The 15,655-nt window shown below is 49.4% G+C and carries 17 protein-coding genes; 5 read left to right on the forward strand and 12 right to left on the reverse strand.

Annotated elements, in window-relative coordinates; translation table 11 throughout:
- The first annotated feature begins 12 nt into the window (after nt 1–12).
- Nucleotides 13–582, forward strand: a complete 570-nt coding sequence (locus E1919_RS03020) for a hypothetical protein (RefSeq protein WP_162051860.1) — start codon at nt 13–15, stop codon at nt 580–582.
- Between the two features lie 72 nt (nt 583–654).
- Here the strand turns inward: E1919_RS03020 and E1919_RS03025 are convergent, their stop codons facing one another.
- Nucleotides 655–1,158, reverse strand: coding sequence for a peroxiredoxin (locus E1919_RS03025; RefSeq protein ID WP_162051861.1), 504 nt, complete (start codon nt 1,156–1,158; stop codon nt 655–657).
- A gap of 134 nt (nt 1,159–1,292) precedes the next feature.
- Here E1919_RS03025 and E1919_RS03030 point away from each other — a divergent pair, with 134 nt between their 5' ends.
- From E1919_RS03030 to E1919_RS03040, 3 genes are read left to right on the forward strand one after another with little or no spacing between them, the layout of a single operon-like run.
- Nucleotides 1,293–1,985 carry a glycosyltransferase family 2 protein gene (locus E1919_RS03030; protein ID WP_162051862.1) on the forward strand — a complete coding sequence of 231 codons (693 nt, stop codon included), beginning with the start codon at nt 1,293–1,295 and terminating at the stop codon, nt 1,983–1,985.
- Between the two features lie 9 nt (nt 1,986–1,994).
- Nucleotides 1,995–3,476, forward strand: coding sequence for a cellulose synthase family protein (locus E1919_RS03035; RefSeq protein ID WP_162051863.1), 1,482 nt, complete (start codon nt 1,995–1,997; stop codon nt 3,474–3,476).
- 3 nt (nt 3,477–3,479) lie between these two features.
- A complete protein-coding gene (locus E1919_RS03040) occupies nt 3,480–4,838 on the forward strand; it encodes an MptA/MptB family glycosyltransferase (protein WP_162051864.1) in 1,359 nt (452 codons plus the stop codon).
- A gap of 74 nt (nt 4,839–4,912) precedes the next feature.
- On the opposite strand, the gene E1919_RS03045 is transcribed toward E1919_RS03040, so the two are convergent.
- From E1919_RS03045 to E1919_RS03095, 11 genes are all read right to left on the reverse strand, one after another.
- Nucleotides 4,913–5,596 (reverse strand): DUF4919 domain-containing protein, encoded by a 684-nt coding sequence (locus tag E1919_RS03045; RefSeq protein ID WP_162051865.1) that lies wholly within the window; start codon nt 5,594–5,596, stop codon nt 4,913–4,915.
- A gap of 83 nt (nt 5,597–5,679) precedes the next feature.
- Nucleotides 5,680–6,360 carry a DUF2461 domain-containing protein gene (locus tag E1919_RS03050; RefSeq protein ID WP_162051866.1) on the reverse strand — a complete coding sequence of 227 codons (681 nt, stop codon included), beginning with the start codon at nt 6,358–6,360 and terminating at the stop codon, nt 5,680–5,682.
- Between the two features lie 124 nt (nt 6,361–6,484).
- A complete protein-coding gene (locus E1919_RS03055) occupies nt 6,485–7,081 on the reverse strand; it encodes a TIGR04282 family arsenosugar biosynthesis glycosyltransferase (RefSeq protein WP_162051867.1) in 597 nt (198 codons plus the stop codon).
- Complete coding sequence (locus E1919_RS03060) at nt 7,074–7,586, reverse strand: rhodanese-like domain-containing protein (RefSeq protein WP_162051868.1); 513 nt, start codon at nt 7,584–7,586, stop codon at nt 7,074–7,076. The genes E1919_RS03055 and E1919_RS03060 overlap by 8 nt, the downstream gene beginning before the upstream one ends.
- Nucleotides 7,587–7,735: 149 nt before the next feature.
- Complete coding sequence (gene arsS / locus E1919_RS03065; RefSeq protein ID WP_162051869.1) at nt 7,736–8,803, reverse strand: arsenosugar biosynthesis radical SAM (seleno)protein ArsS; 1,068 nt, start codon at nt 8,801–8,803, stop codon at nt 7,736–7,738.
- A gap of 3 nt (nt 8,804–8,806) precedes the next feature.
- Nucleotides 8,807–9,142 (reverse strand): arsenosugar biosynthesis-associated peroxidase-like protein, encoded by a 336-nt coding sequence (locus E1919_RS03070; RefSeq protein ID WP_162051870.1) that lies wholly within the window; start codon nt 9,140–9,142, stop codon nt 8,807–8,809.
- Nucleotides 9,143–9,335: 193 nt separating this feature from the next.
- The gene (locus tag E1919_RS03075) at nt 9,336–10,055 is read right to left on the reverse strand and encodes a DUF2064 domain-containing protein (RefSeq protein ID WP_162051871.1); all 720 of its coding nucleotides are present in this window, start codon (nt 10,053–10,055) and stop codon (nt 9,336–9,338) included.
- 126 nt (nt 10,056–10,181) lie between these two features.
- Nucleotides 10,182–10,946: a YdcF family protein gene (locus E1919_RS03080; protein WP_162051872.1), complete on the reverse strand. Its 765-nt coding sequence runs from the start codon at nt 10,944–10,946 to the stop codon at nt 10,182–10,184.
- A 157-nt stretch (nt 10,947–11,103) separates the two neighbouring features.
- The gene (locus tag E1919_RS03085) at nt 11,104–11,325 is read right to left on the reverse strand and encodes a DUF2905 domain-containing protein (RefSeq protein ID WP_162051873.1); all 222 of its coding nucleotides are present in this window, start codon (nt 11,323–11,325) and stop codon (nt 11,104–11,106) included.
- Nucleotides 11,326–11,423: 98 nt separating this feature from the next.
- Nucleotides 11,424–12,032 (reverse strand): hypothetical protein, encoded by a 609-nt coding sequence (locus E1919_RS03090; RefSeq protein WP_162051874.1) that lies wholly within the window; start codon nt 12,030–12,032, stop codon nt 11,424–11,426.
- 9 nt (nt 12,033–12,041) lie between these two features.
- Nucleotides 12,042–12,872: a metallophosphoesterase family protein gene (locus E1919_RS03095; protein WP_162051875.1), complete on the reverse strand. Its 831-nt coding sequence runs from the start codon at nt 12,870–12,872 to the stop codon at nt 12,042–12,044.
- A 219-nt stretch (nt 12,873–13,091) separates the two neighbouring features.
- On the opposite strand from E1919_RS03095, the gene E1919_RS03100 reads away from it, so the two are divergent.
- Complete coding sequence (locus E1919_RS03100) at nt 13,092–15,548, forward strand: type IA DNA topoisomerase (protein WP_162051876.1); 2,457 nt, start codon at nt 13,092–13,094, stop codon at nt 15,546–15,548.
- The last annotated feature ends 107 nt before the right edge of the window (nt 15,549–15,655 follow it).

Here is a 15,655-nt window from a genome sequence, read left to right on the forward strand (position 1 = left end):
ATTCATAAAAAGATGAAGATAAGCCTCCATTCCTTTTTCTTATTACTCCTTGCAACCGCCGTGCTCACATCCTGCGAAAAATGCGGTGAAGTAACCCTTAACCAACCAACCGCTGCAGATGCAGAGTGGCTGGTTTACAAACAAGATGCTAGCATCAGGTTTGAAACTAATACAGGGGATACTGTTGCGTATACCCGATCCGGCCTTTTTGCCCAACAATTCCCAGGCGAGGGATTTACTGCCACAGACGAATGCATTGAAAGCTTTAACGTGCAGATTAGAACGCTAATGGAAGATGTGGCGGATGTAGAGCCCGCGCTAAGCACACGCATCCTTCGCCAACCTGACAACCTGCAGGTAGAATTGAGTGTAGCCGACCATGGTATTTGGGAAATAAATGATGAGGATCCACCAACCTTTGAAAGCCATGAGGTAAATGGAACAGCATATTACAATGTGTATGAGGTAGTAACCAACAACACCGAAAATGGAGGTGTAAAGCGGATTCTTTATAATAAAGAGTTTGGTTTTTTGAGCCTGGAGTTCAACAGCGGCAGATGGCTGAAACGAAGGCCTTCCTGATAATATTCTTAAAGCAGAAATGGCCACCCGGTTACTCATGCGGCCACTTCTGCTTTAAAGTAAAACATCCGTTTAATTTGGAGCGTTTTGTTCTTTGTTGATGCCACGCAACACCTCTATCGCTGTGCTTATGTGCTCCAGTGGCTTAGACATGGAATTGTAAATCGCGCGAACCTCTTTTGATTTATCTATGATGTAGGTCACTCGCCCTGGAAACACGCCCAGTTGGCGCGGCACCCCATAAATACTCCGTATCTGACCACCTTTGTCGCTCAGCAGGGTAAAGGGCAGGTGATGCACCCGCTCAAACTTTTTGTGCGACTGCAGGCTGTCAGAACTTACCCCAACCACTTCAGCATCATATTCTTTAAATACTTTATACTGGTTGCGGAATTCGCAGGCCTGCTTGGTACAGCCTGAGGTACTGTCTTTTGGGTAAAAGTATAGCACCACGTTCTTCTCCTTCAGCAGGTCATGCAGGCGGAACAAACCGCCATCCTGCCTTTGCAGTTCAAAGTCAGGAGCTTTATCTCCCTCCTTCACTGCGTCCTCATTTATAAGTGCTTCAAGTATCATAACCAACTAATAACAAACTTCATGCAGAAATTCAGGCTGCAAAGGTAACTTATGTTATGGCAGAACTCCAAAGAAGGAAATCAATAATAGTATCAGAAAAAGAATTTGAACATCTTTGTGCCCACAATTAAAATATGCCCCGAATTAACGTTATCATTCCTGCTTATAACGAGGAACAATCTATTGCCAAAGTACTGCAGGCCATACCGGCTGGTTTTGTAGAGGAGGTGATTGTGGTCAACAACAACTCCAGCGACCGCACAGCCAAAGTTGCCGCCGCTGCCGGTGCCACCGTGCTGGAGGAGCCAACGCCGGGTTACGGTAATGCCTGTCTCAAAGGAATAGCATATGCCACTGCCAAACCCATTACTACCCGCCCCGATATCATCGTTTTCCTGGATGGGGATTTTTCAGATTACCCGGAGGAGATGCCACAGCTGGTGCAGCCTATTATGGAGGGCCGGGCAGAGATGGTGATTGGCTCCAGGGCTTTAGGCAATAGGGGGGCCGGTGCCATGCTGCCCCAGCAGATTTTCGGCAACTGGCTCGCCACTTCCCTGCTTCGTTTGTTCTATGGTGCGCGCTTTACCGATCTGGGTCCTTTCAGGGCTATTAAACTGGATACACTGCTGGCGCTCTCTATGCGCGACCGCACGTATGGCTGGACAGTAGAAATGCAGGCGAAAGCGGCCAGGAAAATGATTAGTTATACCGAAGTACCCGTAACTTACCGCAAGCGAATAGGAACATCAAAAGTGTCGGGCACTGTAAAGGGCACCGTGATGGCAGGTTATAAAATCATTCTGACTATATTTAAGTATCTATAAACTCCGGGTATGAGTATGGCAGAAGGATTGATGTTGGTTGTGTATGCAATATGCCTTGCCTTCATCTTCTGCTATAGCATGGCGCAGCTGCATCTGACAGTTCTCTACTGGTTGCACCGCAGGGGCCGCCACAAACTCCATACCCTCCCTTACACACTGCGGCAGGACTGGCCAGCCCTAATAACCGTACAACTACCAGTTTACAATGAACGCTATGTGGTAGCACGCCTACTGGAGGCCGTGGCAGCGTTTGACTACCCCCACAACCGCCTGCAGATTCAGATCCTTGATGATTCTACGGATGACACAACGGCTATTATCGAAGAAAAACTTAAAGCCTACCCGCACCTGCACATACAGCACATCCGCAGGGTTGAGCGCACTGGGTATAAAGCGGGCGCTTTGCAGCACGGGCTGGCACAGGCTACAGGAGAGTACATTGCTATATTTGATGCGGATTTCTTGCCCAAACCTGATTTCCTGAAGCAGACAATAGCTGCTTTCACCGATCCGCAGATTGGCGTCGTGCAAACCCGCTGGAGCCACCTGAACAGCGATTACTCCCTGCTAACGAGGCTGCAAGCCTTCGGGCTAAATGCACATTTTACCGTGGAGCAAACCGGGCGCAACAGCGGGGGCCACTTCATGAACTTCAACGGTACGGCAGGTGTATGGCGGAAGGCTTGTATCTTGGATGCCGGGGGCTGGCAGGCCGACACCCTGACAGAAGATTTAGACCTGAGCTACCGGGCGCAACTACGGGGCTGGCAGTTCCTATACATGGAAGATGTGGAGGCACCGGCTGAGTTACCCGCCGCCATGGGTGCACTAAAATCGCAGCAGTTTAGATGGACGAAAGGAGCTGCAGAAACCGCACGTAAACATTTAGGGCGGGTACTGCGCTCTAGTGTTTCGTTTTCTACAAAACTGCACGCCTTCTTTCACCTATTAAACAGTGCCATTTTTGTTTGTGTGCTGCTCACGGCAATTTTAAGCTTGCCTGTGCTGTTCCTCAAAAACAATTTACCGGAGCTAGCACTTTTTTTTCAGCTGGGGTATGCCTTGTTACTGAGCTTAGCTGCACTGGTTGCTTTTTACTGGTCAGCACACTCTGCCCACAGCGCCTCCGCCTGGCGTACCACGGTGTGGTTTGTGCCTGAGTTTATCCTGTTCCTGTCCATCTCTATGGGGCTTTCGCTCCACAACAGCATTGCCGTGCTGGAAGGATACTTTGGAAAAAAAACACCGTTTGTCCGGACGCCGAAATACAATATTGTGAACGCTAAGGACTCGTGGCGGAAACAGGGCTATGGCATCAAAAGTATAAGTCCTGTCACCATACTGGAGGGGCTGCTGGCGCTGTATTTTATATTTGGGATTGGCGCGGCATTCAGGTTACAGGACTATGGCCAGCTGCCCTTTCATCTCATGCTGGCCTTCGGGTTTGGCACCGTGTTCTTTTATTCTCTCTTTCATAGCAGGCAGGCTTAAAGTATGACGAAGAGTAACACGGCTACTTACATCGTAACAGGAGTTTCAGCACTAGCTTATCTTGCGTTGGCTTATGCTACGCCACGAACTGAATTTGTGCAGCTTCTCGTGCTTTATGCAGCGGCTTTTGGCTGCTACCTCTACCTGATCAACGCACACTTCCATATATGGTATGGCATCGGGGCAGCGGTCGTGTTCAGGCTCCTGTTCCTATTTGCTGAACCCGCACTGTCTGATGATTATTTCCGCTTTATATGGGATGGCAGGTTGTTAGCCGCTGGCATGAATCCTTACCTGCACTTGCCAAAGTTTATCATTTCCGGTGACGCACCGCCTGTGGTTGGTATCACCACAGCACTCTACCAGCAGCTAAATTCCCCTCACTACTACAGCATTTATCCGCCTGTTTCGCAAGCTGTTTTCTTGATGTCTGCTGAACTTTTCCCCGCCAACCTATGGGGCAATGTACTGGTGTTGCGGGTAGTGCTACTGTTGGCAGAGCTAGGGAGCATACTATTGCTGCTGCGCCTGCTCCGCAAAATGGCCCTCCCGGATAAGCACGTGCTGCTGTATGCCCTCAACCCGCTTGTAATACTGGAGTTGGTGGGCAACCTGCATTTTGAGGCGCTGCTGATCTTTTTTCTGCTTCTCTCCCTGCACCAGCTTTTTTACCAGCGCTTTTTATTTTCAGGCGTAGCCTTTGGCCTGGCCATCGGCACCAAACTCTTACCGCTCATGTTTCTGCCTTTCCTGCTCCGCAGACTAGGCCCAAGAAAGTTCCTGATTTTCGGGGGGGCAGCAGGGGGAACAGTGGTAGTTGTGTTTTACCCGCTCCTGTCTATGGAGGTAATCCAGCATATTTTCCAGAGCCTGGACCTGTACTTTCAAAAGTTCGAGTTCAACGCCGGCATCTATTTTTTCCTGCGCTGGATCGGGTATAAACTTGCCGGTTTCAATATAATTATGGTACTGGGGCCTTTGCTTTCTTTGATTACTCTGCTCCTAATTGTTTGGTTAGCCACTAAAAAGAGATTGAGTTCCATCCGCAGAATGGCAGGCTACATGGCAGCCGCTCTTACCATCTATCTATTCCTGGCTACCACAGTGCACCCCTGGTACCTTACTACACTCCTGGCGCTTACTACTATGAGCCGCTTTCGCTTTGCTGTGGTATGGTCGGGTTTTGCTATCCTGTCGTATGCCGCTTACCAAACTACTGCTAACACCGAAAGCATGGGACTTATTTTGCTGGAGTATACGCTCGTGTTTCTTTGGCTGCTAATAGAACTCTACCTCTACCGGCAGCGCAAGCGGCACTTAATAGCAGAAGAGGAAGTGCGTGATAAAACAGGTAAAGCTTAGCTTTGACTCAATAAAGTGAAACTGTGTCTAATGACACATGCAAAGAAGCAGGCTCCAACTGTCTGCAATGAGGGCTACTTGAACATTTTATTCAGGGAGTTCAAACACGGACTGACATCGAAGTACATGCCCTCTACCTGGCTTGGGTTTTCTGCTACCTTCAGGTAATCATAATGCTCGATTAAACTTTGCTGCCCTCCAAACTGGAAGCCCAGAATGTTGAGCAGGTCGTATTCGTGCGTTGTATAAATAACATAGAAAGCAGACTCTTTTTTCAGGCCATCGCCTGAGCTTAGCAGCGCTTCTATTGTTATGTTCATTTGGTTTAATCTTTTCCTGAAGGCTTCCTGCTTTTCAAGCTTTTCCAGGGCGTATAGTTGATAATTGATGGCTCTTAAATCAAACGGGTTATCAGCTAAAAGCAAATCGCCATACTTCAAGATACGCTTCAGGTCAGCGTCACTGTGTTGGTCTTTCTGTAGTACTGCTCGCAGGCTGTCAGCAAAATCCGGCGAGTCGTAAGGCGAATACTTCGGCTGAAAAGAATAACCATAGTACAGGTGCCTCTTCTCATCTAAGGTCATGGTTGTATCTGCCCGGTTATACCGCTCCATCAGCGCAGAATAATAGTAGTTAGAGCCTTCAACCTTTATGGCTTTTTCTATTTTTTTATAATCCGGCTTCTCAAAATAGAAACTTTGCGCATACCCACTAAGCATACTAAGAAGTGTAAAAAGAATAACAAGGGCCTGTTTCATTTCTCTATTCTTTTAGCGGAACGTGAGCTTGCGTTACACAATCTAAACAATATATAGAGAAAATAAAATTTTATTTGGTTTATCTACTCTTCCACATCCTGCAGCGGCTGCATCAGGAAATCGTTGAATGGTTTCAGGGCCTGAAAAGCGTCCAGCACCACCTCCATGAAGTTCTCCTGTAAAACCTCGTTATTCGGTAAAGGCATTACAGCGTTCCAGCTTTTGTGGCGTAAATAGTTGATGGCTGGGTTCTCCTTATCATAGCCTTTGGGAGTAGTTTTAAGTTGCTCCCCCTGCAAATCTCCAAAACAATTTTTAAAGTCCGTAGACTCGATTATGCTTTTGAACGCATCCAGGTTATAGTCAATCTCCTGGCGCACTGCTTTTAGCTGCTCTGCCGGCGGCATCCAGAGGCCTCCGGCAACAAACGAATTGTTATTCCCCGCCAGGTGCAGGTAATAGCCCGGCAAAGTCGACTTTCTTCCACCCTCCGCTACGTAAGCTCCGAAGTGGTCTTTGTAGGGTCTCTTGTCTTTTGAGAAGCGTACGTCGCGATAAATCCGGAACACCAGGTCTTTGCCTCTTTGCCCGCGCGCTGCCGGTTCAAAATGCTGCATCTCCTGCAGCATTTCATCCAGGAAACTGATGTAGTTTTTGCGGGCGTCTTCATAACGGTTTTTGTGCTCCGCAAACCACTCGCGGGTGTTATGCGCTGCCAGCTCGGCTAAAAACTGAAGCGTAGATTTCTGTATGATTGATGACATGGAATGTGTATACTACTTTTACAATGGTTGGTTTAGTCCTTTGATAAGCAAAGCGACAAATGAAATGCCTCCCGATGCTGTGTTCATGCCGCGCACCAGGTGAAATTGAACTTCTGTCGTAGCATCAGGGAAAGAAACGTGCATCCAGGTCTTCCACATAATCCACATCCGAGAGGCGGGGCAAGAGAGCGTGCGAAAGGTGCAGGCGCTCCACATCGGAGAGGGTATCCGGAAAGACATGCTCTGTGCTCCAGCGTTTGTTTCGGAAGAGTTCGGGGTGCAGCCTTTTCATACCCAGCAGGTAATAGCCGCCATCCAGCGCAGGTCCAATCACCACATCATGCTGCGCCAACTTATGATATGCCTCTGAAACAATAGCAGGCGTTAGTTGCAGGCAATCGCTGCCAATAATCACCACATCAGTATGTCCTTCTGCAAAAGCAATGGCAAAAGCAGCTTCCATTTTCTCTCCTAAATTGCCTTGTGGCTGCACCCGCTTCTGGTACTCCTCATTGGGCCACAGGTCGTTTGTGTCCACCGCATTGGAGTAGTATACCAGTTTTTTCATGGGTAACTTTTGGGTAACCTTGCAGGTATGCTGGAGCAGTTGCAGGTATATTTCCAGGGCCTTGTCTGGTCCTACGGATGCTGCCAGTCTGGTTTTTACTTTTCCCAGCTCCGGATTGCGCACAAACAGCATTAACAGCTTTTTATCATTCATATACTTTCTCTCCTTTCTCCAACCAAATGCCCCATGTGCTGGAATACGTATGCACTTTGTTTGTTTTGCCCACTTTGTTGTAAACCGGGTATCCCTGGTTTATCCATTCAAAAATACCACCGTACAGGTTGTGCACGTTGTAGAAGCCCGCCTGCTGCAACTGCTCCCCTACCTTCTCGCTGCGGTAACCAACGGAGCAGTATACAATGATGGGCGTATCTTTCGGTATATCCTTCAGCAGAGAAAGACTAAAGTTCTCGTAGGCTGCAAACGTTGCACCATTTAAATGGCTCACCTTATACTCCGCCGCAGTGCGCGTGTCGAGTAACAGCGGTTTATTTTCTGCTTTATGTAGCTGCTGATACAGCTGATCCGGCTTTAGTTGCGGTACGGTGTGGCTGTACAAACCTTTCAGCATCAAGGCATAGGCACTGCCTGTTGTTTGCCCACAGGCCTGCAGCACCAGCAGCCAGAAAGTTGCCGACGCCAGGTATAGTTTCTTCATTTATTACAGGACAGATGGATGAAGGAAGAAGGACAAAGGGTGATAGAAAGTTTGAAAGCCTCTGAAATGAGCGGAAGCTGGTGACTGCTAAAATTCAACTGCTTCATTACCCCACGAACAACAATAAACGATTTACAATCAACAACAATTTACTTCACCGTTTCGCCACCGCAACTAGAGCCGGCTCCGGCTGTGCAGCCGTAGCAGTGCTGGTTCAGCACGATGTTTCGTTTATCTAAGGCTGCTGCGTCAAAATCGCGGATGTGATGGGAAGAACCCTGCTCCACTTTCAGCTCCAGCATCTGGTTAAAGTCACAGTCGTAGAGGTGCCCGTCCCAGCCAACGGAGATGGTGTTACGGCACATCACGCCCGCTGCTGCCACGGGATTGAATGCATTCACCAGTTTCTCCATGTAGCTGTCGTAGTTGCCGCTCTGCACCAGGTAATCCAGGAAGCGGCTTACGGGCAGGTTAGTAATACAGAACAGGTTGTGGAATTCGACACTGTAGCCGCTGCGCAGCCTGCGCTTGAACTCCGCTTCCAACGAGGCCTGCGCACTTGGCAGGAAAGCCCCGGACGGGTTGTACACCAGGTCCAGCAGCAACTCACTGCCCTCATGGCCGTACCCTACCTCGTTGAGCATCTGCAGCGCCTTAATAGATTTCTCGAACACCCCATCACCTCTTTGTGCATCTGTGCGCGAAGCCTGGAAGTAAGGCAACGAAGACACCACATGCACTCCGTGCTTCCTGAAAAACTCCGGCAGGTCATGGTACTTTTTATTGGCGAGAATAATAGTCAGGTTACAGCGCACCATTACCTGCCGCCCCAGTTTCGAAAGTTCTTCCACAAACCAGCGGAAGTCCGGGTTCATCTCCGGGGCACCGCCTGTCAGGTCCACGGTGGTTATGTCCGGCGACTGCTGCAGCGCATCCAGGCACAGTTGCATGGTATCGCGCGTCATAATCTCTTTGCGGTCCGGGCCAGCGTCTACGTGGCAGTGCTTGCAGGTCTGGTTGCACATCTTGCCCATGTTCACTTGCAGGATAGTGGTGCCTGTAGGCTTCAGCGGGTAAAGGTCATGCTCCTGCAGGCGCCTGGCAAAGGCAGGGAACTGCTCCCCGTGCTGTGTTGGCGCCTGCAGCACATTCAGCTGAAAGGAAGAGTCAGACAGCTCGTGTTGCTGCCCTTTGAGTGATTTTACGGTAGATCCCATAGGCTACATCGAGAGTTCTTTTATCTTGTTCATCATCTGCACCCCATGCACCAGCGCCGCGCCGCCTTTTATGGCTGCGGCAACATGCACGGCCTCCATCATCTGGTTTTCATCGGCTCCTTTCTCCAGGCAGTCGGTGCTGTACGCGTCGATGCAATAAGGGCACTGCACCGCATGCGACACAGCGAGGGCAATCAGCGCCTTTTCGCGTTCCGTCAGAGCACCTTCTTTAAACACCTCGCCATAGTAGTCGAAGAACTTGCGTCCCATTTCCGGTTGCAATTCTGAAATGTTGCCAAACTTCGACAGGTCAGCCGGGTTGTAGTAGGTCTTATTCATGATATGTTATTTTATATAGTTTAGGAAATACAGTAGCAGGTCAGCAGCAAAAAGATTGCTCCTGCCATTTATATTATAGATTTGCTGATGAGGTAAAATAAACACGTTTTGCCTCTTACTAACTTGGCTGTAAGTGCAAAAGTGCTTAGAGCAGCAACCTGTCAGGTGCTGCATTGTTCAGAAAAAGTGGGTGCTATTGCGGTTGGAATGGAGGCGCCCGCAATAGCAGGTTAAGGATATGCTTACCTAAACGATATTGAAGTAAACCCCGGAGCACATGTTCTTTCGCTGCTTTTTTTGTTAATATGAACAGTATCTGCCTTCTAAGCCTGTTCAGCAGTGGCAGCTGTTGCAAGATAAAGCTCAGGTCTTCCTTTGTGTCAATATCAGCTTTCTCCTGTAACAGCTCAAAAGCATCCAGGCGAGCCTCCTGCCGGAAAGCGTATATAGACAGCTCCTGCATGACCTGCTCTGTCTGCCAGTTAAGCATTGCGAAGGCTTCAGGATTAAAGGAATCGATGTGCAGCCCGATAAGATAGGCACCTCCGTCGGAGGCGGGGCCCACCACCATACGGTGGCCTTGTAAGGCCACTTTTGCCTGTTGCAGGTCGGCCTGGGACAGGGCGGGGCAATCGCTTCCCACACATATCACCCGCTGATATCCTGCCTGAAAGGCATCCTGAAAAGCGTTGGCCAGGCGCTCGCCAAAAGTCCTCCCCTTCTGCTGCTCTGTAAACACAGTAAAGCACGGAATACCAGACTTATTGATTGTCCTGATCGTGTGCTTCAGCAGAACTTTGGCAATCTTTTGGTTGACATGCGCACTGTGCCACGAAGAAAAAGTTTTAGATTTTACTTCATGCGCTGCTGCATGTGCAAACAGAAGGATGGCGGTATCGGAGGTTGTGCTCAAAAACAGTGGCTACAGTATATCTACTTTTACCTGCTACAGTACATTTAGTTTCAATATTCCTGAAAGCAGAATCAAGCGTCTTCTAAATACACTGGAAACCGCTACACTTACAAGCATGAAATCACCTTAACAATAGCCCAAAATTTTGTAGACTACAAAGCCTGTCATTTCATGTATAAGCAGGTGCCAGTTGCTGAAGGCGTGTATACTCGGGATGATGGTTTCGTCTGGTGTAAAGCGCCGCTCAGAAGCGTAAAAGTCGGTGCTGAAGGAAGTGGTATTTACGCCTGCTTTCTCAAAACAACCCGCCGAACGGCGCATGTGGAAGGCAGAAGTCACCAGCAGTAGGTTTTGCCATTCCGGGTTTTGCGCGACAAGCGCGGCTGTATTTGTAGCGTTTTCACGGGTATTGCGGCTGTTACCTTCCGTCCTGATATCCTCTTCTGGCACACCAGCCATCAGCAGTACTTTCTCCACCTGCTCTGCTTCTGGCACAGCACCCGCCAATACGCGCCCGCTACCGCCCGTAATCAGAAACTCATCCACCTTCCCCATACGATAGAGCTGCAAGGGGTGCAGGAATCTGTCAGCTCCTTTATGCGTATGAATCCTGTCTGGAATATCCTCCCTGTAAGCTGTTACACCAGTCAGGATAACGGCTACATCATAGTGCTCCAGTTCACTTACCGGAGTAGCCTCTACCTCCCATGCCCGCCAGGCTTCATTCGCCAGGAAAGGATTAGAGAAGATAAGGAGTATTCCTACTGCGGCCAGCAAACTGATGCGTCTCCACCTGAAAGATTTCAGGAACACCGCCAGTAGTAAAAGGACGAGCACCCAGATAAAGGGCATCAGAAAAAAGTGTAGTGTTTTGGAAAGGATGAAAAACATTGCCCTACGTTTAAACGAAAAGCCAAAGCAATAAGAAAACCGAGCACCATTGTCAGGATGGCAATCTCATCTTTGTGCAGCTTAATTTTCATAAGAAAAGGCACTCCTTTGGCGAAGGCAATTTAGGCATTATGGCCTAAGCATAAAAAGCATGAGGCTAAAAGAATTTCCGGAACAACCACATCAGGAGCGAGAGCAGGATGCTGAGCAGGATCATGCTGGTGATGGGGGCGTAAAAGCGCATGTTTTTCTTCTCCACGCGTATGTCGCCGGGCAGGTGGCCAAACCAGCTGAACTTATCGCCAGCCAGCCATATAACCAGCCCTACCACAACCACTAACACACCTATAACGACTATTGTTTTTCCGATTGGCTGCATGGCCTGTTGCTCTTATGTTTTTTGTCCGGATGCTGCAAGCGCTTTAAATCCTGCTAAAAGCCCCTCTCACCCTATTGAGTCCGTCACTGTACTTGTACTTAAAATTTTATCCGCACGCCTAATGACAGGTTTGCAATCTCCCATAATGTCAGGCGCTCGTCTTTCACCCAGGAGGTCAGGATGAGATCGTAGGTGCCTATCTCGCTGTACAGGCTTACTCCTTTTATCGTTTTGTCATCGCCGAAGTTGCGGTTGATGCCTGCTCCGGCAAAGCCCAGCACCCGCACACCACTCGACCACCAGTAATAGCCTGCCGGTATCCCATCTTTCCAGGTAAGCGGGAACTGATCGTTGAAATAGTAGCTGGCTCCTAAGCCGGCACGCAGGGGCGTAAGGGTATAATCATTGTTTAGCTTTACTTCTTTTAGTGGCAACCACACCCCTTTCAGGGTCAGCAGGTGCAATGCCTCCTCCGCATCATACTTGGGTACAAAACCGTACAGCAGTTCCACGTTTAGCTTGTTTTTCGCTAAACTATAACTTGGTCCAACAGATAAGAACCCCATGTTGCCTGCATACTGCAGCACTACACCATCAGGCTGGTACCATCTCTTATGGGCAAGGCTGTCAGTTCCCTGGCTTTTAGCGTTAAATGGAACTGTGGTCAGCAGCATGAGCAGTACCCATAACAGTAGTTTTGTTTTCATAGGAGGACGCTAGAATTTTACACGCTCAAAGGTAACTGTATCTGGTACTACCGTGAACACAATGTACTCCCGCTGCTCTGTAGTGCCGGTATGCAGGTAAGGGACGCTTCCATCAAAAGGAAAGTAATGCTTGAAGTTATGGTCGTGCCCGTGCAGGGAATAGCATACCTTGTGCTGGCTTAACAGCTCCCCGTAGTGCTGCGCCTTCTCCTCCCCAAAACCAAAGCTGGTAGGTGATATATGCGACACAACAAACGTATGGTCATAGCCTGTGCTTTGGGCAAGTTCCTTTTGCAGCCATTCCAGGTCAGGCGCCTGCTTTTTGAACTCGAGGTTATTCGTGTTCAGCAGAATGAATTTACTTCTTCCAACAGTAAAACTAAAGTCAAAGTCGCCATACATGGCCTTGTATACCTGCTTGCCGTTGTCGGTGGCATCATGGTTTCCTATAACAGCAATGTAAGGCACCTTCAGTTTCCTAAAGCTATCGTGCACCAGCGCAAACTCCTTCTGCAAACCAAAATCTGTCAGGTCGCCACTTATCAGCACAAAATCAACATCACGGCGGCCATTGATGTGACGCACGATGTCCTCGTTGGACTGATAGAAACCCTGTGTATCAGACGTCAGGACAAAACGCAGCGTATCGGCTGAGCTAATGCCAAGTGCCTTTATACGAGCTACATTGCGTTGGTTGATATGCTTTTCATCCTCCTTTAGCCGCACCTCATAAGGGCTGTATTCAAACTTGTTGCAAGCCTGCAAGACAAGTGCAAACACTGGTAAAAAGACAGCAGCAAGGGCTGCCTTGGCACATGAGTTTTTTTTGTTAGTCGACATGGTTTGCTACCGGCACTATATATTAAAGTAAAGATAGTGTTTTGACACTGTTTGTTATACCTGAATAGGTTATAACAGCGATACCTTCTACGTGTTTTGTTTCTGCGCAAACCTCCGTTTTACCATTTTGTTTAAAACAGAGGCATCTCCCTGCGTTCGGATTTAAGCGCCAAAAGCGTTAAATTTGACTTCTGTTGGAAAGACTAAATTCTGATCTGCTTGAAAGTTTGTATTGCTGAGAAACCAAGTGTAGCCCGTGAGATAGCCATGGTACTAGGCGCAAAATCGAAAAAGGACGGCTATTATGAAGGCAACGGCTATCAGGTAACCTGGACCTTCGGCCACTTCTGTACCCTGCGTGAGCCTGACGACTACCGCCCCGAGTGGAAGCGCTGGAGCATGTATGACCTGCCCATGCTGCCCGAGCGCTACGGCATCAAACTAATGAAGGACAGTGGGGTACAGAAGCAGTTCAATATCATCAAGAAGCTGCTTGAAAAAGCAGATGAGGTGATTAACTGTGGGGATGCCGGCCAGGAGGGAGAAGTAATCCAGCGCTGGGTGCTCACGGAGGCCAACTACCGCAAGCCCTTCAAGCGACTTTGGATTTCGTCGCTCACTGAGGATGCCATCCGGCAGGGCTTTGCAAAGCTGCGAGAGGGCTCTGAGTTTGATTCGCTCTACCAGGCAGGTAAAAGCCGCGCCATCGGCGACTGGCTGCTGGGCCTGAATGCCACCCGCCTCTTCACCTTGAAGTATGCTAACGGCAGCCGCCAGACGCTCTCCATCGGAAGGGTGCAGACACCAACGCTGGCCATGCTGGTTAACCGCCACCACGAAATTGCGAACTTTGTGCCGCAGCCTTACTGGGAGCTAAAAACAGTTTACCGCGATACCACCTTCTCCAGCACCAACGGCCGCTTTCAGAAAGAGGAAGAGGCGCAGAAGATACTGGATGCTATACGACAGGCAGAGCTGACAATAACGGATGTTGAAATAAAGAAAGGTACTGAGTCGCCTCCCAAACTGTTTGACCTGACTTCGCTGCAGATTGAGTGCAACAACAAGCTGAGCCTATCCGCGGATGAGACGCTTAAGACGGTACAGAGCCTGTACGAGAAAAAGGTGGTCTCCTACCCCCGCGTGGACACGACTTTCCTGCCGGATGATATTTACCCCAAGATACCGGGCATCCTGCAGGGCCTGAGCAACTACACCCAGGAGGTGGCCCCGCTGCTGCAAAGCAAAATCCGGAAGACGAAGAAAGTATTCAACAACAACAAAGTAACCGACCACCACGCCATTATACCTACCGGCGCAGCGGCAGGCAGCCTGTATGGCCGTGAGGCAGATGTGTACGACATCATCACACGCCGCTTCATTGCTGCTTTTTACCCCGATTGTATCGTGAGTAATACCACTGTGATGGCTGAATCGGCAGGTTATACGTTCCGGGTGCGGGGCAAGCAGATTCTGGAACCGGGCTGGCGCGTGCTCTACGGAGCCGATGATGTGAAGTCTTCGGATGCACCGGCAGGAAAGGAAGGTGAAAACAAGGAGGAAGAAGAAGCCGCAGGAGTGCTGCCCAATTTTGAAAAAGGAGAACATGGTCCGCACGAGCCGCTGCTGGATAAGAAGATGACAAACCCGCCGAAGGAGTACACGGAGGCCACGCTGCTGCGCGCCATGGAAACAGCCGGCCGGCAGGTGGAAGACGATGAGTTGAAAGAGGCGCTGAAGGAAAACGGCATCGGCCGCCCCTCAACCCGGGCCGCCATCATCGAAACCCTTTACAAGCGCCAGTACATCCGCAAGGAGAAAAAGAAGATTGTACCCACGCAAATGGGCATTGACCTGATTGGTGTAATCCGGAACCAGACGCTGAAATCGGCGGAAATGACGGGGCAGTGGGAGCGCAAGCTGCGCCAGATAGAGGGCGGCGAATTTAAGGCAGAAGCCTTCCTGCAGGAACTGCAGGAGTTCGTCATCAGCCTGGTACAGGAGGTAAAATACGACCATGCCGCCTCCGTTACCCTGGAGCCGCAACAGGAGGACACTAAACAGGTGAAGCCTCAGAAGAAAGCCGCTGCTGCTTCAAAGGCAGTGAAAGAGACTGCTCCGGCAGCGGCCGGTCTGGGCTCCTGCCCCGCCTGCAAGGAAGGCCATATTCTCAAAGGCTCCAAAGCGTACGGCTGCATCCGTTATAAAGAAGGTTGCCGCTTCCTCATCCCAATAGAGCAGCAAGGCAAGGAACTAACGGAGAAGCAAGTGCAGACTTTGCTCAGCAAAGGCAGAACACCTGCTATAAAAGGCTTTAAAGATGAACAAGGCGAGAGCTTTGATGCGGTTTTGAAATTAGACAAAGTAAACCAATTGGTGTTGGAAAAAGTAGAGAAGACACCTGCAGCAGATCCGTTCGAACAGTGCCCGCGCTGCAAACAAGGCAAACTACTGAAAGGCAAGACAGCTTATGGGTGCAGCCGCTTCAGGGAAGGATGCCGTTTCCTGGTGCCTTTTGAAATGGGCGGCAAACAGTTGACGGATAAACAAATAGCCACACTTCTTACAAAAGGTAAAACACCAAAGATAAAAGGCTTTACCTCCGAGAAGACAGGGGAACCTTTTGATGCCGGCTTAAAGCTAAATGAGCAATGGCAGGTGGTTTACCAGTTTTAGGTTAAACTAAAGTTCCTCCACTGGCATCGGTTCTATTTCTTTAGAAAATATTCCTTCAATAAAAAAGCGGCAACCGTAAATACACTACAGTTGCCGCTCCACTAAGA

The sequence above is a fragment of the Pontibacter pamirensis genome, assembly GCF_010015475.1.
In the GTDB taxonomy this organism is placed as follows: Bacteria; Bacteroidota; Bacteroidia; order Cytophagales; family Hymenobacteraceae; genus Pontibacter; species Pontibacter pamirensis.